This is a genomic window from Faecalimonas hominis (genome assembly GCF_054660755.1).
On the sequence record NZ_BAAHSH010000047.1, the window covers coordinates 13,109 to 35,710 of the forward strand.

General features: G+C 38.7%; 23 protein-coding genes. 21 read left to right on the plus strand and 2 right to left on the minus strand.

What is annotated here, in order from left to right; genetic code table 11:
- Positions 1–51: 51 nt before the first annotated feature.
- The 8 genes from ACYQ35_RS08670 to ACYQ35_RS08705 all read left to right on the plus strand — a co-directional run bounded on the left by ACYQ35_RS08670 (position 52) and on the right by ACYQ35_RS08705 (position 6,589).
- Entirely contained in the window at positions 52–255 is a 204-nt protein-coding gene (locus ACYQ35_RS08670; RefSeq protein WP_009461588.1) for a DUF4405 domain-containing protein, read from the plus strand.
- Entirely contained in the window at positions 245–1,984 is a 1,740-nt protein-coding gene (locus ACYQ35_RS08675; RefSeq protein WP_459832363.1) for an ABC transporter ATP-binding protein/permease, read from the plus strand. Before ACYQ35_RS08670 ends, ACYQ35_RS08675 begins: the two co-directional genes overlap by 11 nt.
- The gene (locus ACYQ35_RS08680) at positions 1,977–3,611 is read left to right on the plus strand and encodes an amino acid ABC transporter ATP-binding/permease protein (RefSeq protein WP_459832366.1); all 1,635 of its coding nucleotides are present in this window, start codon (positions 1,977–1,979) and stop codon (positions 3,609–3,611) included. Before ACYQ35_RS08675 ends, ACYQ35_RS08680 begins: the two co-directional genes overlap by 8 nt.
- A 91-nt stretch (positions 3,612–3,702) precedes the next feature.
- Positions 3,703–4,086: a hypothetical protein gene (locus tag ACYQ35_RS08685; RefSeq protein WP_040449611.1), complete on the plus strand. Its 384-nt coding sequence runs from the start codon at positions 3,703–3,705 to the stop codon at positions 4,084–4,086.
- Positions 4,087–4,320: 234 nt separating this feature from the next.
- Positions 4,321–4,914, plus strand: a complete 594-nt coding sequence (locus ACYQ35_RS08690) for a DUF3793 family protein (RefSeq protein WP_009461584.1) — start codon at positions 4,321–4,323, stop codon at positions 4,912–4,914.
- 11 nt (positions 4,915–4,925) lie between these two features.
- The gene (locus ACYQ35_RS08695) at positions 4,926–5,210 is read left to right on the plus strand and encodes a DUF2325 domain-containing protein (RefSeq protein ID WP_009461583.1); all 285 of its coding nucleotides are present in this window, start codon (positions 4,926–4,928) and stop codon (positions 5,208–5,210) included.
- 40 nt (positions 5,211–5,250) lie between these two features.
- Positions 5,251–5,352, plus strand: coding sequence for a FeoB-associated Cys-rich membrane protein (locus tag ACYQ35_RS08700; RefSeq protein WP_009461582.1), 102 nt, complete (start codon positions 5,251–5,253; stop codon positions 5,350–5,352).
- 151 nt (positions 5,353–5,503) lie between these two features.
- On the plus strand, positions 5,504–6,589 hold the full coding sequence (locus ACYQ35_RS08705; RefSeq protein ID WP_009461581.1) for a M24 family metallopeptidase: 1,086 nt from the start codon (positions 5,504–5,506) through the stop codon (positions 6,587–6,589).
- 71 nt (positions 6,590–6,660) lie between these two features.
- Here the strand turns inward: ACYQ35_RS08705 and ACYQ35_RS08710 are convergent, their stop codons facing one another.
- Positions 6,661–7,203, minus strand: a complete 543-nt coding sequence (locus ACYQ35_RS08710) for a sporulation initiation factor Spo0A C-terminal domain-containing protein (RefSeq protein WP_009461580.1) — start codon at positions 7,201–7,203, stop codon at positions 6,661–6,663.
- 287 nt (positions 7,204–7,490) lie between these two features.
- On the opposite strand from ACYQ35_RS08710, the gene pepD reads away from it, so the two are divergent.
- The 8 genes from pepD to tuf all read left to right on the plus strand — a co-directional run bounded on the left by pepD (position 7,491) and on the right by tuf (position 17,659).
- On the plus strand, positions 7,491–8,912 hold the full coding sequence (gene pepD / locus ACYQ35_RS08715; protein WP_459832377.1) for a beta-Ala-His dipeptidase: 1,422 nt from the start codon (positions 7,491–7,493) through the stop codon (positions 8,910–8,912).
- A gap of 81 nt (positions 8,913–8,993) precedes the next feature.
- Positions 8,994–10,850, plus strand: a complete 1,857-nt coding sequence (locus ACYQ35_RS08720) for a sensor histidine kinase (protein WP_459832380.1) — start codon at positions 8,994–8,996, stop codon at positions 10,848–10,850.
- Positions 10,829–12,112: an ABC transporter substrate-binding protein gene (locus tag ACYQ35_RS08725; RefSeq protein ID WP_459832383.1), complete on the plus strand. Its 1,284-nt coding sequence runs from the start codon at positions 10,829–10,831 to the stop codon at positions 12,110–12,112. The genes ACYQ35_RS08720 and ACYQ35_RS08725 overlap by 22 nt, the downstream gene beginning before the upstream one ends.
- Before the next feature lie 96 nt (positions 12,113–12,208).
- Positions 12,209–12,925, plus strand: a complete 717-nt coding sequence (locus ACYQ35_RS08730; protein ID WP_459832431.1) for a response regulator transcription factor — start codon at positions 12,209–12,211, stop codon at positions 12,923–12,925.
- A 168-nt stretch (positions 12,926–13,093) separates the two neighbouring features.
- Entirely contained in the window at positions 13,094–13,513 is a 420-nt protein-coding gene (gene rpsL, locus ACYQ35_RS08735; RefSeq protein WP_009461575.1) for a 30S ribosomal protein S12, read from the plus strand.
- Between the two features lie 196 nt (positions 13,514–13,709).
- Positions 13,710–14,180, plus strand: a complete 471-nt coding sequence (gene rpsG / locus ACYQ35_RS08740; RefSeq protein ID WP_009461574.1) for a 30S ribosomal protein S7 — start codon at positions 13,710–13,712, stop codon at positions 14,178–14,180.
- A 17-nt stretch (positions 14,181–14,197) separates the two neighbouring features.
- Positions 14,198–16,315 carry an elongation factor G gene (fusA, locus tag ACYQ35_RS08745; RefSeq protein ID WP_459832389.1) on the plus strand — a complete coding sequence of 706 codons (2,118 nt, stop codon included), beginning with the start codon at positions 14,198–14,200 and terminating at the stop codon, positions 16,313–16,315.
- Positions 16,316–16,465: 150 nt separating this feature from the next.
- Positions 16,466–17,659: an elongation factor Tu gene (tuf, locus tag ACYQ35_RS08750; protein WP_008976705.1), complete on the plus strand. Its 1,194-nt coding sequence runs from the start codon at positions 16,466–16,468 to the stop codon at positions 17,657–17,659.
- A 519-nt stretch (positions 17,660–18,178) separates the two neighbouring features.
- Here tuf and ACYQ35_RS08755 read toward each other — a convergent pair.
- Positions 18,179–18,712 (minus strand): helix-turn-helix domain-containing protein, encoded by a 534-nt coding sequence (locus ACYQ35_RS08755; RefSeq protein ID WP_117753954.1) that lies wholly within the window; start codon positions 18,710–18,712, stop codon positions 18,179–18,181.
- Between the two features lie 203 nt (positions 18,713–18,915).
- Between ACYQ35_RS08755 and ACYQ35_RS08760 the strand changes: the two genes are divergently transcribed.
- The 5 genes from ACYQ35_RS08760 to ACYQ35_RS08780 all read left to right on the plus strand — a co-directional run bounded on the left by ACYQ35_RS08760 (position 18,916) and on the right by ACYQ35_RS08780 (position 22,505).
- Complete coding sequence (locus ACYQ35_RS08760; RefSeq protein WP_009243123.1) at positions 18,916–19,107, plus strand: helix-turn-helix domain-containing protein; 192 nt, start codon at positions 18,916–18,918, stop codon at positions 19,105–19,107.
- 13 nt (positions 19,108–19,120) lie between these two features.
- Positions 19,121–20,173 carry a site-specific integrase gene (locus ACYQ35_RS08765; RefSeq protein WP_459832396.1) on the plus strand — a complete coding sequence of 351 codons (1,053 nt, stop codon included), beginning with the start codon at positions 19,121–19,123 and terminating at the stop codon, positions 20,171–20,173.
- An 18-nt stretch (positions 20,174–20,191) separates the two neighbouring features.
- Entirely contained in the window at positions 20,192–20,362 is a 171-nt protein-coding gene (locus ACYQ35_RS08770) for a hypothetical protein (protein ID WP_165854697.1), read from the plus strand.
- A 186-nt stretch (positions 20,363–20,548) separates the two neighbouring features.
- The gene (locus tag ACYQ35_RS08775; RefSeq protein ID WP_117753952.1) at positions 20,549–21,223 is read left to right on the plus strand and encodes a CHC2 zinc finger domain-containing protein; all 675 of its coding nucleotides are present in this window, start codon (positions 20,549–20,551) and stop codon (positions 21,221–21,223) included.
- Positions 21,168–22,505, plus strand: coding sequence for a virulence-associated E family protein (locus ACYQ35_RS08780; protein WP_117753951.1), 1,338 nt, complete (start codon positions 21,168–21,170; stop codon positions 22,503–22,505). The genes ACYQ35_RS08775 and ACYQ35_RS08780 overlap by 56 nt, the downstream gene beginning before the upstream one ends.
- The last annotated feature ends 97 nt before the right edge of the window (positions 22,506–22,602 follow it).

Sequence of the window (22,602 nt, forward strand, 5' to 3'; positions counted from 1 at the left end):
CTTTTAAATGAAAATGATTATCATTACATAATATATAAAAGGAGAAAAGAAATGCGAAAGAATAAAAGAGTGGATATATTGCTTATTGCAACAATGATACTTATGGCGGTGAGCGGATTTCTGATTCCGGTGTTACAGACATGGGTATGGATAAGCGCAGTACATAAAATATCTTCTGTGCTGTTTTGCATTTTATGTGTACTGCATATTTCACAGTATAAGAGAGGAAGGAGAGCAAAGAAAAATGTTTCATAAACGATTACTTTCAGAATTTAAAGATACAAAGAAAAAGGTTGTGCAAATGGTTTTCAGTCAGTGGATTATGCTTATTGCGAACATTCTTTTTCTGTTTACTATAGCAGGATTTATACAGTCGATGGTTTCCGGTGAAGATTTGCGGGAAAAAAGGTTGGCGCTGCTTGTCACACTTGGGATTGTAGTTCTTATCCGCAGCGTGATGTCGCTTTGGAACACAAAACTATCTTTTGAAGCGTCGAAAGAAGTGAAGAAGAAACTTAGAACGATGGTATATGAGAAACTGATGCGTATGGGAAATCAATATAAAAAATATTTTCAGACATCAGAAATTGTACAGATAAGTACCGAAGGTGTGGAGCAGTTGGAAATTTACTTCGGGAAATATGTTCCGCAGTTTTTTTACAGTATGCTTGCACCGATTACACTGTTTCTTGTTGTCGGAACGATGAGTATTAAAGTCGCCATTGTACTTCTCGTCTGTGTTCCTTTAATTCCCCTTTCTATTGTGGCAGTTCAGAAATTTGCAAAAAAAATGCTGGCAAAATATTGGGGAACATACACGGAGATGGGAGATTCTTTTTTGGAGTGTCTGCAGGGGCTGACTACGTTGAAAATTTATGAGGCAGACGGGCGTTATGCAAAGAAGATGGACGAGGAAGCGGAAAAATTCCGAAAAGTGACGATGCGTGTTCTTATTATGCAGTTAAATTCTATCAGTATTATGGATTTAATCGCATACGGCGGCGCGGGTGTCGGAATGATTTTAAGCGTGTTGGAGTATCGCTCGGGTAACGTATCGCTGGCACAGTGCTTCTTTATGATTATGGTGTCGGCAGAATTTTTCCTGCCGCTTCGACTTCTCGGTTCGTTTTTCCATATTGCGATGAACGGAAATGCGGCGGCGGATAAAATTTTCCGGCTTGTTGATTTGACGGAGGAAGAGAAAGAAGAACAGGCAGAAGAAATTTCCGGAGATGAAATTGCATTTGCGGGAGTAGATTTTTCTTATGATGAAGAGAAACAGATATTGTCAGGCATTGCATTACGGGCAGGGCATGGACTGACGGCGTTGGTCGGTGAATCCGGTTGTGGAAAAAGTACGATTACTTCTATCATTATGGGGGATTATTTGGCGGACAGCGGAGAAGTTACGATAGACGGGATTGATTTGCAGATGATTTCACCGAAAGCGCTTCGGAAAAAAGTGACACGAATCCGTCATGACAGTTATCTGTTTGCGGGAACAATCCGTGAAAATCTTCTTATGGGGAAAGAAAACGCCACGGAAGAAGAAATGAGAAATGCTTTGAAAAAAGTACATTTGTTAGACTTTGTGGAAAAAAGCGGAGGCTTAGACTACATTTTGCAGGAGAAAGCGTCAAACTTATCGGGAGGGCAAAAGCAGAGACTTGCCCTTGCGAGAGCAATCTTACATGACAGTGCCATTTACATTTTTGATGAAGCAACATCAAATGTAGATGTGGAAAGTGAAAATCAGATTATGGAAGTGGTAAGGGAACTGGCAAAAACAAAAACAGTGTTGCTTATCTCCCACAGGTTGGCGAATGTAGTATCGGCAGATAAAATCTACGTTTTAAAAGACGGCAGAATTGTAGAACAGGGAAAACACGAGGAACTCTGTGAGAAAAACGGTTACTATTATAAAATTTTCAATCAGCAGAGTGCATTAGAACAATTCGGAAAGGGGGCGGTTTCCTATGAATAAATCAAGAAGTGGAAGTCAGGTAATGCTCGGGCTTATCGGAATGATACGTCCGCTTATTACGGTGATGCTCGTTGCAATTTTTATGGGCTGCATCGGTAATCTTATGGCGATTTTCATTACGGTACTTGGCGGAATGGGAATTGGAAATGTTTTGGGGATAGATAGGACAATGTCGCTGACAACGATTTTTGTGCTGGCGATTATCTGTGCCGTACTGCGGGGGATATTGCGTTATGCGGAACAGGCAAGCAACCATTATATCGCTTTTAAATTGCTGGCAAGTATCCGCCACCAGATTTTTTCAGCTCTTCGCAAATTAGCCCCTGCTAAATTGGACGGCAAAGAAAAAGGAAATTTGATTTCCATTATTACAAGCGATATAGAATTGTTGGAAGTATTTTACGCACATACAATCTCACCGATTGCCATTGCGATGCTGACTTCTATCGTTATGGTTATCTTTATCGGTCGCTATCACTGGCTTTTAGGGGCAATCGCATTGTTCTTCTATATTATAGTGGGAGCGGTTATTCCGATTATCAACAGCAAAGCGGGGCAAAAATACGGGCAGAAGTACCGTAAATTATACGGAAACTTAAACACGACGGTTTTGGATAATCTGTATGGATTAGATGAAATCTTGCAGTACGGAAAAGAGAACGACAGAAAAGAAAAAATGGATAAGTTTACCGACGAACTGGAAGAGGTAAATGATAAACTGAAGCAGCAGGAAGGACGTCAGAGAGTGAGTACGGATATTGTTATTTTACTTGCGGGTGTTGTGATGATTCTTGCAAGCGCCGCACTTGTTCCGGCGGGGGAAACCATTATCTGTACAATTGCGATGATGAGTTCTTTCGGACCTACGGGAGCATTATCGGCATTATCGAACAATCTGAACCAGACGCTGGCAAGCGGAAACCGTGTGTTAAATCTGTTGGAGGAAGAGCCGGTTGTAGCGGAAGTGGAAAGCAATGTATCCGTTCCTAAGGGAGAACTCAAACTTTCAGATGTGACATTTGGATATCCGAATGCGGAAAAAAATATTTTGGAAAACTTCTCATTGCAGATAGAAGAAAATACAATACATGGAATCTTAGGGGAAAGCGGCTGCGGAAAATCAACTATCTTAAAACTGCTTATGCGTTTTTATGAAACAAAAGAAGGTCAGGTATTGTTTGGAAACCAAAATGTAAATGAAATTGACACAAAGCAACTGCGAAAACAGATTGCTTATGTGACGCAGGAAACATTCCTGTTTGAAGATACGATTGAAAACAATATTAAGATAGCAAAAGCCGATGCGACAATGGAAGAAGTGATTGAGGCAGCGAAAAAAGCGTCTCTTCATGAATTTATTCTTTCATTACCGCTCGGATATGACACAAAACTTGCAGAATTGGGAGATTCCGTTTCGGGTGGAGAAAGACAGCGTATCGGAATTGCGAGAGCATTTTTGCATGACGCCCCGATTATCCTTTTGGACGAGCCGACAAGTAATATCGACAGTTTAAATGAAGGAATTATTTTAAAGACGTTGCTGGAAGAAAAAGAGAATAAAACAATCATACTTGTATCCCACAGAAAATCGACGATGTCGATTGCAGATAAAGTGAGCAGAATGTAGGAAAGATTTAAAATAATACCAGAGTAAAAGTGAATAATAATTATAAAATGATGAAAAAAATACGAAAAATACTGATAATCTCAAAAAAGTAGTGAAAGAATTGTTTAGTCCTATCAGCGATGAGGAATATCAGGAGTTTGAAAATGATTCTTCGATTTTTTCATCGTCCGGTTGGCTGGGAGAAAGATTTAAGGACTCGATGACAGAAGAGGCGTATAATACTTTTTTGGAAACGGGTACATATCAAATTATGATGCTGTCCTATGAAAACGGCTGTAATATTGAGATGGAGAAAATGAAAATAAATGAAAAAAAGGATTATGATGAGTTTAATGCAAAACTTCATGTGAGTCATAAAAACGGAGATGATGAAAAGTTTGAAGTAAATGGAACGGCACAGTTTGATGAGAATGGAAAGGTTCGCTATTTTAATTTAAACAATATGGATAAACTTGTTGAAATATTGAAAAAGTAAACTATAACAAAAATTAGAGACAGGAGGACATGGACTTAGATAGAGTTCATGTCCTCTTTAGTTTATACAGCATATGTCTTTGAGTGTAATTGGATATATTAGTAAGAGTTTTTATGAAGTAGTATAGAGTTTTCGGGACATAATAAATAAAAATAAGTATTTATATCTTGACGTAACACTAAAAATTAGTTAAAATGAATTAAAGTTAGAAAAGACTAACAGAAAGGAGATAAGGTGAGCAGAGAGATATTTGAACTTGTAAGGGAGATGGATTTAAAAAATATAGAGATACAACTGGCGCTGCAGTGCGCTCCGTTAATTACCGGGTTAAAAGTTTCCAATCTGCTCATCGTATCATTAGAAAATGCAGGGCAGGTTACGGCAATAATAGAAAAGAGTGGTCTTTCCTACTATAAAATGTTACAGACAAAAGAGAAAGTTACGTTTCTTCTTTATAGAAGAAAGCAGTTGGAAGAGTTTCTTTGCCGAAGAGAGATCAGACAATTTTTTCGGCAGGAAGGGTATCAGGTATTTCAGTTTGGAAGAATTTTAAGAACATTTCAGATGCGTTATGCAACTTATATGGAAGAGCGGGGAGAATTCCCGCACGAAATGGGACTGCTTTTAGGGTATCCGCTTGAGGACGTGAGAGGATTTATGGAAAACGAAGGAAAATATTTTCTCTACGCAGGCTACTGGAAAGTATATGAGAACATGACGGAAAAATTAAAACTCTTTCGCAAGTTTGAAGTGGCAAAAGAAACATTGCTGTCCCTTATTTATAATGGGGTTTGCATGGAAGAAATTATGACAAGTTATGCAGGATAGGAGGATTTGACATGAGTGTAGTTATTGTTGGCGGACATGACCGAATGGTTGGACAGTATAAGAAACTTTGTAAATCATATAAATGTAAGGCAAAAATCTTTACGCAGATGACGGCAAATTTAAGTGAACAGATTGGTAGTCCGGATTTAGTTATTTTATTTACCAATACCGTTTCGCATAAGATGGTGCGCTGCGCCGTGTCGGAAGCGCAGAAATGTAATGCAAATATTGTTCGATGTCATACAAGCAGCAAAAATGCGTTGAACGAAATTCTGCAAAACGAGTGTGCTTCATAAAATCTTTGTGCTATGATATAAAGAAAACGGTGGTGTAAAAATGAGTTTGGCAGATATTATTCTTATCGGGTTGATTGCAGTTGTTGTTGTGCTGGTGATAAGAAATCAAATTAAAAAACATAAAAACGGTGAGAGTACATGAGGTTGTGGAAGCAACTGTAAAAGTTGTATGGGAAGTTGTTTTGACGACGGAGAAAAGAAATAATTGCTTTGTTGACACAATGTAAAAATGATACTATAATTACTTTATAGTGCAAGTAAAGAAGCACAATAAAACATAGGAGGCATACATAATGGATGCAGGAAAAGTAGGTAGAATTTTAAAAGCAATGGAAGAACAGGGAATGCCACAGATGATTATTTCCGACCCTCCAAGTATTTATTATTTGACAGGAAAATGGATTCACCCAGGAGAAAGACTTTTAGCTCTTTACTTAAACGTGAATGGTAATCACAAATTAGTTATCAATAAATTGTTCCCACAGGAAAAAGATCTTGGGGTAGATTTAGTATGGTACGATGACATTGAAGACGGAGTAGAAATCTTAAGCAGATTTGTAGAGAAAGACAAACCAATCGGTATTGATAAAGTTTGGCCGGCAAAATTCTTATTAAGATTACAGGAATTGGGTGCAGGAAGTGAATTCCGCAACGGTTCTATGATTGTTGACTATGTTAGAATGATCAAAGATGAGAATGAAAAACAGTTAATGCGTGAAGCATCAGCAGCTAACGATAAGATTATGGAAGAATTAGTTCCATTAGTTGTTAAAGGATACACAGAGAAAGAATTAAATGCAATCGTTCGTGAAAAATATGCTCAGACAGGACACTCAGGTGTTTCTTTCGATCCAATTACAGCATATGGTAAATCAGGTGCAGATCCACACCACGTAACAGATGATACAAAAGGAAAACGTGGAGATTCAGTTGTACTTGACATCGGTGGTATTTTAAATGACTACTGCTCAGATATGACAAGAACAGTATTCATCGGTGAAGTATCTGACAGAGCAAGAGAAGTATACGAAGTAGTTAAAGAAGCACAGGCAAGAGGTATCGCAGCATCTAAACCTGGTAACAGAATGTGCGATGTAGACTTAGCTTGTAGAAACTACATTGAAGAAAAAGGTTTCGGACAGTACTTTACACATAGAACAGGTCACTCTATCGGTATGGAAGACCACGAATACGGAGATGTTTCTTCTGTAAATGAAGACATCATCAAAGTGGGACAGTGCTTCTCTATCGAACCGGGTATTTACTTACCGGACGAAGGAATCGGTGTTCGTATCGAAGACCTTGTAATCATCACAGAAGATGGTTGTGAGGTATTAAATAGTTTCACAAAAGATTTAATTGTAGTTCCTGAAGAATAAGAAGGAATAAAATAAACGTCTTGTTAAAAAGTGAGAACTTTTAACAAGACGTTTTTTTTATTTGTCTGGAATTAATGCAGTGAAACATGTTCGTCCTGATTTTTTAAACGAATGTAATCAGCAACGAGAGCAATAAATTCTGAATTGGTAGGACGTCCGGAGTCGGCGCTTACGGTATAACCGAAGAAATGGTTTAATACGTCCATATTTCCTCGTGACCATGCAACTTCAATGGCATGGCGTATGGCACGTTCCACCCGACTTGGTGTAGTGTGATTTTTTGAAGCAACTTCCGGATAAATTATCTTTGTTATGGCTGTTATACTGTCCGGATCCGTAATTGCTAAAGAGATGGCGTCTTTCAAGTAACGGTATCCCATAATATGTGCGGGAACACCTATTTCATGAATGACAGATGTAATTTGAGAAGTCAGGGTATTATCATTTGTCTGTTGAACCTCATTTGTATCTGAAGATTTTCCTTTGCCTAATCTGCCTAAAAGTTCCATAATGCTATCTTTAGAAATTTCAAGATTTAATTGAATAATGCACGGTTCATTACTCTGCAGTTGTCCGTTTACCGCTGTGGCAACTGCGGTGTTTAGTTTTAACATAATACGCTCCTTTTCTGTTGGAAACGAAGTTCCAAGCCTGTTTTCTTTCATTATTTATTATAGAACAAAAAAAGACAACATACCATGACGATTCTTGGCATTATTTGTTAAAATATTGGGATAAATGAAAATATATGGAATTTCTCGACAAATAAGGGTATAATACAAGAAAAATAAGAAAAAACATGGAAGGAGAGAGTTTTTAAAGTTTTACAGAGAGAAAAGTGATTGTTGCAGGGAATAGAAATGAAACTTGCAAGATCAAACAGAATACAGGGGGAAAAAGAATGGAGACAGAGAAAATTATTTCATATTTTAAGGAAATCTCATCTATTCCAAGACAGTCGGGAGATGAGAAAGCGGTCAGTGATTATCTTACAGCGTTTGCAAAAGAGTTAGGACTTTGGGTAAAACAGGATAAAGATTATAATGTGCTGGTGAAAAAGCCGGCAACAAAGGGAATGGAAAAGCGGGACACAATCATTCTGCAAGGGCATATGGATATGGTCTATGTGGTTGCACAGGGAATGGAGCATTGTTATCAAAATGGAATTGAAGTGATTGATGACGGTGTATTTCTTCATGCAAATGGAACAACATTAGGAGCGGATAACGGAATTGCACTTGCTTATGCGATGATGCTTATGGCCGAAAAAGACATTCCACTTCCGTCTCTGGAATTTATTTTCACTTCCAAAGAAGAGATTGGTCTGCTTGGAGGAGCGTCGGCAGACATATCGGAACTTGAGGGGAAAATGATAATCAACCTTGACTCTGAGGAGGAAGGAATGTTTTGCAGCGGGTGTGCCGGAGGAATAGGAGCGTGTATTAAACTTCCTATAGAAAAGGAAAAAGCAGAAATTCCTCTTGTTCCTCTTCATATCTCTATAGGAGGCTTGAAAGGCGGACATTCCGGCATGGAAATTCAGTTGGAAAGAGGAAATGCAATTCAACTGATTGGCAGGGTGCTTCAGCGTCTGGAAAAATATGATGCCCGAATAGGTGAAACGGAATCCATCGGAAAATTCAATGCAATTGCAAACACGGGAGAGATACTCTGCTATGTCAAAGAGGAAGCGCTTTCCAAAGTGAAAGAAGAGATTGCGGAATTGGAAAGAGAATTAAAAAATGAATTATCGCCAGCCGACGATGTACAATTTATCGTTCGGGAGGAAGAGATAGTGTCAGATTGCGAAGTGTTTACCAAGAAGACGGCGGAAACATTGAAAAACTTCTTAGTGTTGATGCTGCAGGGAGTTATGAATATGTCTGCCGCAGTGGAAGGGCTTGTACAGACTTCCATAAACACAGGGTGTATGGAGGAAAAAGAAGGCTGTCTGTTATTTCATTCGGCTCTCAGAAGTTCGGTGGAAACGCAGAAACAGTTTTTAATCAGCCGTATACAGACAATAGTAGATGTTTTAGGAATGGAATGTGAGTGGTCAGGAGAATATCCGGGCTGGCAGTACAGGGAGAATTCAAAACTCCGTGAGATTGCCACGGAAAAGTATCGGGAATTGTTCGGAAAAGAACCGAAAATAGAGGCGGTACACGCAGGATTGGAATGCGGGTACTGGGCGGAAAAAATAAAAGATGCAGATATTTTGTCCATAGGTCCGGACATGATTGATGTACATACGCCGAATGAAAAGGTTTCAAAACAATCTATTGAGAATGTATGGGAATTGCTAAAAGCAATATTATCCTAGAAAAATAGAGTCTTTCTGATGTTGTGATAACGGAGGAAGGCTCTATTTTTGTGTAAATTTAAAAACTGAAGGAAGAGAGAAATGGGAAAGAAACGAAAGCGAAAAGCTTCCATAAGAAATCGCATTTTATTTTTGGTTATTATGTGTTGGGTAGTGCCGGTGGTTGCCGTATTTGTATTTACGGCATTTTCCTACCGCATAGAAATTACGAAAAGAACAGACTCGATGATAGAGAATGAGATGCAGAATATTTCTTCACTTGTAGCAGGAAGGCTTGATGATTTAATAGAAAGTTGTTTACAAATTTCTTATGAGAGAAGTTGTGAGGAGGTGTGGAGAGAGTACCGGAAAGGAGTAAAAACAAAAACAGAACTGATTGATACGATTACTATTTTATCCAAGCAGCAGTTCAACTTAGACAGAAGATTTTCGATGTTTGCTTTTTATGAAGTGGAAACTCCGTATGTCATTTCATACAATACGAAAATAAAACACCAATTTGATGAATATGTTCGCGATATAGAGCCGGAAATAAGCGAAATCCGTCAGGAAGATACATCTAATGTTCAATTAAAAGTAATTGAAAGGAGGCTGTTTATCGTCCGCAATTTATATACGGTATTTGATTATGAGAAATTTGGAACATTGGTTGCGGAAGTGGACATTAAAAGATTATTTCATGGATTGGAGATAAGGGAAAAAGAAAATGTGGCATTGAGCATAGGAGAAGAATTAGATTTGGTACAGGTGCATGGCTGTGTGGGAGAAAAAAGTCAGCGTTATGTTATAGATAAACTTTTTAATCAGTATCAAAAATCTCAAAGAAAAAATTTGTTTTTAGTGAAAGACTTAAATTATAACGCCTATATGAATATGAAAGAATACAACTATTATGCTATGGGCGTGCTGTTTTTAGTGAATGCGACGGAAGTGTATTCGGGACTATATGAGTTTTACCGTGTGATCAGCATTATATTTATAGCAATTCTCCCGATTATAATAGGAATATTTTATTTTCTGGAAAAACAGATAGGAACACCGATTCATGAGTTGGTGAATGTGTCAAAATCTATTGAGCGAGGGGAACTGGGAGCGGTTCTCGAAATCGAAAATATGCCGAATAAAGAATTTGATTATCTTGTGGATTCCTTCAACAATATGTCAAAGAAAGTGAAATATTTATTTGATTGTGTTTACGATGAAAAAATGGCGAGAAAAGATGCGAAAATTTTGGCATTGCAGACGCAGATTAATCCGCACTTTATTAACAATACATTGGAAATGATGAATTGGCAGGCGAGAATGACGGGGGATAGTACCGTGTCGGAGATGATAGAGGCATTGGGTACGGTCATTGACTATCGAATGAACAGGGAAAATCAAAAATTGACGGCGTTAAAAGAAGAATTAAAATGTTCGGAAGCATATCTGTTTATTACGAAAAAGAGATTTGGACAAAGGCTTACATTTGAAAAAGAAATTGATGAGTCTGTATTGGAAGTAAAAGTTCCACGTCTTGTATTACAGCCTATTCTGGAAAATGCAGTTGTGCATGGAATTGAAAGAGTAAAGAAGGGTATTATTAAAATTCGTATTTACCGTGAAGAAGATAAAGTTTTTCTTGAAGTTATTAATACTTCCGGCAGAGTGAGTGAAGAAGAAAAAGAGAGAATTCATGAAATTCTATATGGTCCTCCTGAAAACATACAGGGCGTAGGAAAACATACTTCTTTGGGACTGCGCAATGTAAATGAGAGAATTAAACTGATTTATGGACAGGAGTACGGTCTGCATATAGAGATAGATGAAGAGCATACAAGTTTTAAAATTGTAATTCCTTATGAGTGGAAGCCGGAGGACGAAGAAGAAAAGAAGCATCAGGTGGAAATTGAATTAAGGGAAAAGAGGGAAATGATATGGGAAGAAAAAAAGGATTAATTCTTGCTGTTTTTTGTACACTTATCCTTCTGTTAATCGTAGGCTGCGACGGAAAAGTGGAGGAGGAAGAGGTGCAGGAAGAAATTGTTTTGAAAACAGTTTCCATGCTTGGTGGAACAACGCCGAGTGCAAAGGTGTATCAGGACATTAATGAAGAGTTTATGAAAGAATATGAAAATGTTACGATTGAGGGCGACTCGCAAATTTGTGATGAGGAATGGAAAACGAAAGTGGCAGCCAATTTTGCAGTGGGAAATGAGCCGGATATTATCCAGTTTTTTACGGACTCGGCGGCGGAATCTATTTTGGCGACAGGTAAATTAGTTTCTTTGGAAGAAATACAGAAGGAGTATCCGGAATACGCAAAGGATTCACGGAAAACAGCGCTGGAGGCTGTCAGAAATAATGACGGGGTGATAAGAGCGGTTCCGACCACCGGATATTGGGAGGGACTTTTCTGTAATAAAGAGTTATTTGAGAAATATCATGTGAAGATACCTACAGACTGGGACTCGCTTGTGAAAGCCATTCGTACATTTAGAAAGAAAGGAATTACGCCTATATCCGTATCCTTGAATCATATGCCTCATTATTGGATTGAGCATCTGCTGTTATATACAGCAGGGGAAGAAGAGTATACTTCGATTCCGGAAACAGCGCCGGAAACATGGATAAAAGCATTTGAAACGTTAAAAGAGTTGAGAGATATGGGAGCATTTCCTGAAAATATAGATGCCTGCGCAGATAATTTTGCCATACAGTTGTTTCAGGAAGGAAAGGCAGCAATGCAACTGGAAGGTTCGTGGTATGTGAGCAGCCTTATTGAAGCGGGAATAGCGGATAAAGTAACGGTAGTTGCATTTCCGGGAGTGCGGGAGCAGAAAGCAAAACAAGGTGCTTTGGTTACCAGGATTTCTTCCGGATTCTATATTACAAGACGGGCGTGGGATAACCCGGAAAAAAGAGAGTTGGCAGTCCGCTTTGTGGAGGCACATACGAAAAGAGAATCTCTTATAAAATATTGGGGTGGAAATGGAATTGCCACCTTTAAAGGAAATGTGCAGACAAAAATAACTCCTCTTATAAAAGACGGGAGGAAGTTGATTGACAATGCCCCCTCGTTAAACCAATCTACGGATTCACGCATTTGTCCGGAAGCATATAAGTTGATAATAGAGGGAACGGCAGAAGTGTCAGAGGGAAAAAAAGATGCAGAAACTTTGCTGAATGAAGCGCTGACATTAGAGAAAGATAGAAGATGATAAAGTTTTGACAAAACCGGAAGGTGTCTATATAATAAAGCGGTAAAGACATGGGAAGGTAAGACTGAACCAGAGGTGTGAGAAGTGTACAAAGTGATGATAATCGACGACGAGCCTATCATAGTAGAAGGGCTATCCAGAAGCATTCCGTGGGGAAAATGGAATTGCGAAGTGGTGGCAACTGCTAATGACGGGTATGAGGGAAGAGAATTGATTCAGAAGTATAAACCTAACATGATATTCTGTGATATTTCCATGCCGGAGTTGGACGGACTGACAATGATTGCGGGATTGAAATCAGAGTTTGAGGATATGGAAATCAGTATATTGACCGGATATAGAGATTTTGACTATGCGCAGCAGGCGGTAAACTTAGGTGTGACAAGATTTTTACTGAAACCGTCGAATATGAAAGAATTAGAAGAAGCGGTAGAAACGATGACGGAAAACTTAAAGAAAAAGAATATTTTAGTGGAACCGCACGAGACAGCAAATTCTTTTATTGTAAAAAATGCCATGAAATATATTGATGAACACTATAGTGAAAAACTGACTTTGCCGGAAGTTGCGGAGAAGACTTACGTCAGCCAGTGGCATCTGAGCAAACTGTTGAATAAAGAGATGAAGAAAAGTTTTTCGGAAATTTTAAATGAGATAAGAATTAAACGTGCAAAAAAACTGTTGGAAGATTCTTCACTTCGCATAGGCGACGTGGCGAGAGAAGTTGGTTTTCTTGATTTTGCTCATTTTTCAAGAGTGTTTAAAAAAGTGGAAGGAATTTCAGCCAACGAGTATAGGAATCATATGGATTAGTAAAAAAGTAGGAGAAACCCTACTTTTTTGCGTATATGGGGTTGACTTTTAGGAAAGTTAGTAATAAACTGATTAAGTACGCATAAAAACGTAGTTTTTTTAGTGCGTATAAATGAAAGAGTAACTAATACTCGGCAACCAAAACAGTATTCATAGGAGGTGAAAGGAATGCCAACATTCAATCAGTTAGTAAGAAAAGGACGTCAGACAGCTGTTAAAAAATCTACAGCACCAGCTTTACAGAAGGGATACAACTCTTTAAGAAAGAAAGCAACTGACGCTTCTGCACCACAGAAAAGAGGTGTTTGTACTGCAGTTAAGACAGCAACACCTAAAAAACCTAACTCAGCGCTTAGAAAGATCGCCAGAGTTCGTCTTTCTAATGGTATCGAAGTAACAAGTTACATTCCGGGAGAAGGACACAATCTTCAGGAACATAGCGTTGTTCTTATCCGTGGTGGTAGGGTAAAAGACTTACCAGGTACAAGATACCACATCGTACGTGGAACACTTGATACAGCAGGTGTTGCAAAAAGACGTCAGGCTCGTTCTAAATACGGTGCTAAGAGACCAAAAGACGCAAAATAAAACAAAGTAACTAAAATCGTTATCACAAACAGAACTATGATTCCTGTAGGTTGCGGGTTAGGAATACAGTCCCCGCACGATAACACATGCCAATGAATAAGGCGTTTCATATTTCATAGAGAGACACATGTGAGTACCGATGAATTAATTTAACGGAAACGAAAGTTTCAAGAACATGATTAAGGAGGGAAGGACCGTGCCACGTAAAGGACATACACAAAAAAGAGACGTATTAGCGGATCCAATGTACAATAATAAAGTGGTTACAAAACTTATCAACAACATTATGTTAGACGGTAAGAAAGGTGTAGCACAGAAAATTGTATACGGAGCATTTGAAAGAATTGCTGAAAAATCTGACAAACCAGCTATCGAAGTATTTGAAGAAGCGATGAACAATATCATGCCAGTACTTGAAGTAAAAGCAAGACGTATCGGTGGAGCAACATATCAGGTTCCTATCGAAGTAAGAGCGGACAGAAGACAGGCATTAGCACTTCGTTGGATTACATTGTATTCTCGTAAAAGAGGAGAGAAAACAATGGAAGAAAGATTAGCAAACGAACTTCTTGATGCAGCAAACAATACAGGTGCATCTGTGAAGAAGAAAGAAGACATGCACAAAATGGCAGAAGCAAATAAAGCATTTGCTCACTACCGTTTCTAATATAGGAGGAAAAAGTCTTGGCTGGAAGAGAATATCCATTAGAGAGAACAAGAAACATTGGTATTATGGCACATATTGATGCCGGTAAGACTACAACTACAGAACGTATTCTTTACTATACTGGTGTTAACCATAAAATTGGTGATACTCACGAAGGTACTGCTACAATGGACTGGATGGCTCAGGAGCAGGAAAGAGGTATCACAATCACTTCAGCGGCTACAACTTGTCACTGGACATTACAGGAAAACTGTAAACCAAAAGCAGGTGCATTAGAGCACCGTATCAATATCATTGATACTCCGGGACACGTTGACTTTACTGTAGAAGTTGAACGTTCACTCCGTGTACTTGACGGTGCAGTAGGTGTATTCTGTGCTAAAGGTGGAGTTGAACCACAGTCAGAAAACGTATGGCGTCAGGCTGACACATACAACGTACCAAGAATGGCTTTCATCAACAAAATGGACATTTTAGGTGCAAACTTCTATGGAGCAGTAGAACAGATTAAATCAAGATTAGGTAAAAATGCAATCTGCATTCAGTTACCAATCGGAAAAGAAGATGAATTCAAAGGAATCATCGACTTATTTGAAATGAAAGCATACATCTACAATGATGACAAGGGTGATGATATTTCTATCACAGATATCCCGGAAGACATGAAAGATGATGCTGAATTATATCGTACAGAATTAGTAGAAAAAATCTGCGAATTAGACGATGAATTAATGATGGAATACTTAGAAGGAGAAGAACCATCAACAGAAGCATTAAAAGCAGCGTTAAGAAAAGGAACTTGTACTTGTGAAGCTGTTCCTGTATGCTGTGGTACTGCTTACAGAAACAAAGGTGTTCAGAAACTTCTTGATGCAGTTATCGAATTCATGCCTTCACCAGTTGACGTTCCTGCAATTCAGGGTGTTGACGAAGACGGAAACGATGTTGTAAGAGAATCTTCTGATGAAGTACCTTTCTCAGCATTAGTATTCAAAATTATGACAGACCCATTCGTAGGTAAATTAGCATACTTCAGAGTTTATTCTGGAACAATGAACTCAGGTTCTTATGTATTAAATGCGACAAAAGGCAAAAAGGAACGTGTTGGACGTATCTTACAGATGCACGCAAATAAGAGAGAAGAACTTGACAAAGTATATTCAGGAGATATCGCTGCGGCAATCGGATTCAAATTCTCTACAACAGGAGATACAATCTGTGACGAACAGCACCCGGTAATTCTTGAATCTATGGAATTCCCAGAACCTGTTATTGAGTTAGCTATTGAACCAAAAACAAAAGCATCTCAGGGTAAACTTGGTGAATCTTTAGCAAAACTTGCAGAAGAAGACCCTACTTTCCGTGCTCATACAGATCAGGAAACAGGTCAGACAATCATCGCCGGTATGGGTGAACTTCACCTTGAAATCATCGTAGACAGACTTCTTCGTGAATTTAAGGTAGAAGCAAATGTAGGTGCACCACAGGTTGCTTACAAAGAATCATTCACAAAAGCAGTTGATGTTGACAGCAAATATGCAAAACAGTCAGGTGGACGTGGACAGTACGGACACTGTAAAGTTAAATTTGAACCAACAGACGTTAATGGTGAAGAAACATTCTTCTTTGAATCTACAGTAGTAGGTGGAGCTATTCCTAAAGAATATATTCCAAAAGTAGGAGAAGGTATTGAAGAAGCTATGAAATCCGGTATGCTTGGAGGATTCCCGGTAGTAGGTATCAAAGCAACAGTTTATGATGGTTCTTACCATGAAGTCGATTCAAGTGAAATGGCGTTCCACATTGCCGGTTCTTTAGCATTTAAAGACGCTATGGCAAAAGCCGCTCCGGTACTTCTTGAACCAATCATGAAAGTAGAAGTAACAATGCCGGAAGAATACATGGGAGATGTTATCGGTGATATCAACTCTCGTCGTGGACGTATCGAAGGTATGGACGATTTAGGCGGTGGAAAAATCGTACGTGCATACGTTCCATTATCAGAAATGTTTGGATACTCTACAGACTTACGCTCAAGAACTCAGGGACGTGGTAACTATTCAATGTTCTTCGAGAAATACGAACCAGTTCCAAAGAACGTACAGGAAAAAGTATTAGCAAACAAAGCAAAATAGGAAAAACTCCCGTTTTGTCATAGGAAAAACAATAAAAACACTTGAAAATCTGCATGATTTGAAATATAATCAGAGATAACCGAGTAAACAAAAAAATAAATAATACGCCCCTTAAAAAAGGGGCGATAGAATTAAGGAGGATTATTCAAAATGGCTAAAGCTAAATTTGAAAGAAGTAAACCACATGCTAACATTGGTACAATCGGACACGTTGACCATGGTAAAACAACTTTAACAGCTGCTATCACAAAAACTCTTGCAGCAAGAGTAGAAGGTAACACAGCAACAGATTTCGAAAACATCGATAAAGCTCCAGAAGAAAGAGAACGTGGTATCACAATTTCTACTTCACACGTTGAGTATGAAACAGAAAACCGTCACTACGCTCACGTAGACTGCCCAGGTCATGCTGACTACGTTAAAAACATGATCACAGGTGCTGCTCAGATGGACGGTGCTATCCTTGTAGTTGCTGCTACAGACGGTGTTATGGCTCAGACAAGAGAACATATCTTACTTTCTCGTCAGGTAGGTGTTCCTTACATCGTAGTATTCATGAACAAATGTGACATGGTAGACGATGAAGAATTATTAGAATTAGTAGAAATGGAAATTCGTGAATTATTAGACGAATATGAATTCCCAGGAGATGACACTCCAATTATCCAGGGATCTGCTCTTAAAGCTCTTGAAGATCCTAACGGAGAATGGGGAGATAAAATCATGGAACTTATGGCTGCAGTAGACAGTTACATTCCAGACCCAGAACGTGCTACAGACAAACCATTCTTAATGCCAGTAGAAGACGTATTCTCTATCACAGGACGTGGTACAGTTGCAACTGGTAGAGTTGAACGTGGTACACTTCACGTATCTGACGAAGTTGAAATCGTTGGTATCAAAGAAGAAACACGTAAAGTTGTAGTAACAGGTATCGAAATGTTCCGTAAACTTCTTGACGAAGCTCAGGCTGGTGACAACATCGGTGCATTACTTCGTGGTGTTCAGAGAACAGAAATCGAAAGAGGACAGGTTCTTGTTAAACCAGGTAGTGTTACATGTCACACAAAATTCACAGCTCAGGTTTACGTATTAACAAAAGATGAAGGTGGACGTCATACACCATTCTTCAACAACTACAGACCACAGTTCTACTTCAGAACAACTGACGTAACAGGTGTTTGCCACTTACCAGAAGGTACAGAAATGTGCATGCCTGGAGATAACGTAGAAATGTCAATCGAACTTATTCACCCAGTAGCTATGGAACAGGGATTACGTTTCGCTATTCGTGAAGGTGGACGTACTGTAGGATCAGGACGTGTTGCTACAATCATCGAGTAATACAATCTGAATATAGATTTGTTATCGCAAGATAACGTTGTGTCCAAACGTAAGATACCCGTAGAACTTCGGTTCTACGGGTTTTTCTGTTGCCTGGAAATATAAAAAAGAGTGGAAAAGAATAACGAACAGTATAGAAAAACGGTTGCCGGGAGAGTGTCCTGACAACCGTTTGTGATAACAGAATGATAACAAAATATGAAAATTGACAATTTTTAAAACTATGTTATACTATAAATATAACATAGTTAGTAACAGGATTTGGTTCGATTCCAAACACCATCAAACCAATATTGGGAGCATTGTCGAATTGCCTAGTTTCTGGATTGATTTATGATGCAGTCAAACATATTTGCAAGAAAGGACTTGATTCGATGAGAAAAGAATATATATTAATATTTGGTCTGGGAGTATGCGATGGTGAAGTGTAATGGTTGCACGGTTTAACATACTAAGCAGACTCCCACCCAGACCACCAAAAACTCAGAGCTCATAAGGGCTCTTTTTCTTTTGCAAAAATTATGTCAGATCATATGTCTTGATGGAATTACCTTCAGTACCCTTCTTAACGATGGTATGACAACCTATCGTAGTTCCCATAGCACGCAGTTTCCATTCATCCTGGGTAGCGTTCAGCTTATCCAGTTCTGCCTGTCTTTTATCTTCATCTTTAATAGCTAATATTTCAGCTTTTTCCTTTTCATAGACATTTTTAAATTGACACCATTTCCTGAAAAAGTCCTGCATTGTAGGATTATCGAACGTCAGTGAAACCTTCTGATCAGGTGCCTCAGCAAGTGAGAGATTCACTGAATCATCAATAGAAAACAACAGGGAGAGTACATCTCCGACTGTTTCAATATTAAAATCCAGAAAAACACTTACATTTAATCCCAATGCAGTTGCTATCTTTTCTAACTGATCCGGTTTTGGATTCCGGATTCCCAGTTCATATTTTCTGATCGTTCCTACGTTAATGCCGGACAGCTCGGCTAACTGTATTTGACTGTATCCTCTAAATTCCCGGAATGCCCGGATTTTTTTACCAACCATAATGCTGCCTCCTTAATGATATTTGTGATTTTATTTTAGCACAAAAGTGAATGATGCGAAAGAGGTTGATTTTCGAGGATTTCAAAAATACAGGATGGAATGGAAAAAATAAATTCGCAAATGTTTATTGACAAATTCACAAAAGTGAATTATTATAAGAGAACAACGAAAGAGTCACAAAAGTGACTGGAAAGGAGGACGCTATGAGAACTAATTATATGATGACTGTTGATGATGTCATGGAAGAATTAGGCGTGAAACGCAGTAAAGCATATTCCATTCTGAAGCAGCTTAATGATGAACTGGCAAAGGAAGGATATGTGGCAGTTCGTGGAAAGATTCCACGTCCCTACTGGGAAACAAAATTTTATGGATGCTCTCAGAGAGCAGTGTGAAGGAGGTTTTAAGATGTCAGCTTACAAGGACAAAACACAGGGAACCTGGTATGTGAGCTTCCGCTATATTGACTGGACAGGTAAGAAAACGCAGAAGCTGAAAAGAGGGTTCAAGACAAAGAAAGAAGCATTGAATTATGAAAAGGAATTCATAAGAAAGACTGCAGCGGATATGAAAATGGAGCTGAACAGTTTTATTCAAGTCTATTTTGAAGATAAAAAGAATGAACTGAAAGAAAATTCAATCCGTAACAAGCAGCACATGATGAACAAGCACATTGTTCCGTATTTTGGAACAAGAAAAATGAATGAGATCACACCGGCAGAGATTATCCAGTGGCAGAACACCATTCAGGAAAAAGGTTACAGTAAGACTTATGAGCGTATGATTCAGAATCAGTTAAATGCACTGTTTAATCATGCACAGAAAATTTACAATCTGAAGGAAAATCCATGTAAGAAAGTAAAAAAGATGGGGAAATCGGATGCTAATAAGCTGGAATTTTGGACGAAAGCAGAATATGACAGCTTTATCGCCGGGATTGAGCCAGAGAGTGAGGATTATCTGATATTTGAAATCCTGTTCTGGACAGGAATCAGGGAAGGAGAACTTCTGGCATTGAGTCTTTCAGATTTTGATATGAGTGGTAATCTTTTGCATATCCATAAGACTTATAACCGGATCAGGAAAAGAGATGTGATTGATACTCCAAAAACAGAAAATTCAGTCCGTACTATTGATATTCCTAATTTTCTTAAAGAAGAGGTGCAGGAGTATGCGAAGAAGCATTATGGATTTCCGGAAAATCAGCGGTTATTTCCGATTGTGGCGAGAACACTGCAGAAACGGCTCAAGAAATATGAAGCATTGACCGGTGTAAAACCAATCAGAGTGCATGATATCCGTCACAGCCATGTAGCATATCTGATTTATCAGGGTGTAGAGCCACTGATCATCAAGGAAAGACTGGGGCACAAAGATATTCAGATGACATTAAACACTTATGGTCACCTGTATCCGTCACAGCAAAAAAAGGTAGCTGAGATGTTGGACAACAAACGTTAAATATGGAGGAAAAGACGCATGAAAACAAAGAAAGTAGTCAGAAAAATATTTGATACGCTCAATTACAGTAAGAAGCTGAAGATAAGTTCCATTTTACCGGATCGAGATTCGGATTATGCGATTCTTCTTGAATTAGAGGATGGAAGCAAATTTGAAATTATCATTATCCCAACAAGGAGATTCGTATAAGGAGTGGAACTATGGCTACTGACAGACAAAAAGAAAAAGCCCAGACAAAATATCTGAGCAAGTTCTCTGATAATCAGATTCACTGATATATCATCTTGGCAGATTAAGTATATCACGAACTGAAAGATACAACAATTCCCGAATATCTGTTCATCAGAGACTTGCCCGGAGGGGCAGGAGGTAGAAGTGACATTATTTGAACAGGTAAAAGAATGTGTGACAGCCAGACAGGCTGCGGAGCATTACGGGATTAAAGTAAAAAGAAATGGAATGGCGTGTTGTCCGTTTCATAAAGACCGACACCCAAGTATGAAGGCAGATAAAATATATCACTGCTTTGCATGTGGAGTGGGCGGTGATGCGATAGATTTTACAGCAAGGTTATTTGGAATATCACAGTATGAAGCCGCGAAAAAGATGATAGAAGATTTTGGACTGGATATAAAAATCGAAGACAGAAACAAATACAAAAGGACGCACCAAAGCAGGAATACTTTGATATCAAAGAAACCTAAAGTTGTGATGATCAGAGAAAAACTGGAGCAGTGGTTGAAACATGCAACAGACGTGCTGATAAGATATCTGAAATGGATTCAGTTCTGGAAAGAGTTTTACAGACCAGAACCGGAAGAAGAATGGCACGAGTTATTTACGGAGGCATTGGCAAATGAAAGAAAGATAAATGACTATCTGGACGTGCTGATGTTTGGAACGGGAGAAGAAATTGTAGAATTTTTCAAGATGAAGAGAAGGGAGGTTGAAAAAATTGAAGAAAGAATTAACGAATATCAGCGAGAAGTCCTTAATGGAATTAGAAGATATTGTGAACGAGGAGATGCTTACAACAGAATATGTCAATAATATGTTGGAGCATACGGATAAAGGAAGAACAAAGCAGACAATTAGAAATTGTGTAACCGTACTTCAAAATGATCCGGTATTGAAAAAAGCGATTAAACGAAATGAACTTTCTGGAAGAATGGACATTGTAAAAGAGGTTCCCTGGGAGCGGAGGAATAACAGTCCTACGGTTACAGATACTGATGAAAATAATCTGAAGATGTATCTGGAAGAAAATTATGAACTGACAAGTGAGCGTGTGATCAAAGCAGGAATAGATATTGTTTCCAATGAAAATAAATATCACCCAATTAGGGATTATCTGGAGAGTCTGGTCTGGGACGGAATTCCAAGAATAGAAAATATGCTTCCGCATTTCCTGGGAGCAGAAAAGAGCAAATATACAATCGGAGTAATGAAAATGCACATGCTGGCAGCGATTTCAAGAATTTATGAACCGGGAATAAAATATGATATTATGCTGTGTCTGGTTGGAAGCCAGGGAGCCGGAAAGTCCACGTTTTTCAAGTATCTGGCGATAAAAGAAGAATGGTTCAGCGACAATCTGGATCATCTGGACGATGAAAATATTTACAGAAAACTGCAGAACCACTGGATTATCGAAATGGGAGAAATGAAGGCAACTATCACAGCAAAGAATATTGAACAGATAAAATCGTTTCTGAGCAGACAGAAAGAAACTTATAAAGTGCCTTATGAAGTTCACCCGGAAGACAGACCGAGACAGTGTGTATTTTGCGGAACATCAAATGATCTGAATTTTCTTCCTCTGGACAGAACCGGAAACAGACGATTTGCTCCGGTGATGACAGATATGTCGAAAGCAGAAGTTCATATTCTGGATAATGAAGCAGAGAGCAAAGCTTATATCGAACAGGCCTGGGCGGAGGCAATGGCACTGTATCGACGGGGAAATGTGTTCTTAGGATTCACAAAGGAAATTGAGGAAGAGGCAAAGCGTCTGCAAAAAGAATTTATGCCGGAAGATACCAATGCCGGAATCATACAGGCATTTCTTGATGACTACGATGACGATTATGTATGCACCAGAATTCTGTTTGATGATGCATTGCACCGAACTGGAGAAATGAAACAGTGGGAAGGTAAAGAGATTGCCAATATTATGAACAATGCGATTGAAGGCTGGAAACCACATGGCACACATCGATTCGGAAAGGAATATGGAATACAGCGGTCATGGAAACGGATGGAAGATTCGGTGAAGAAAGATAAAGACGGATTTATAGAAGTACCGGAACAGTTGGAAATACCGTTTGAGTAGAGATTATTGTAAACGATGTAAACGGAACTTGAAGAAAAAACTTAAAACGTTAACTTTTAAAATCTTTTGAACTCCGTTTACAAATTCCGTTTACAGA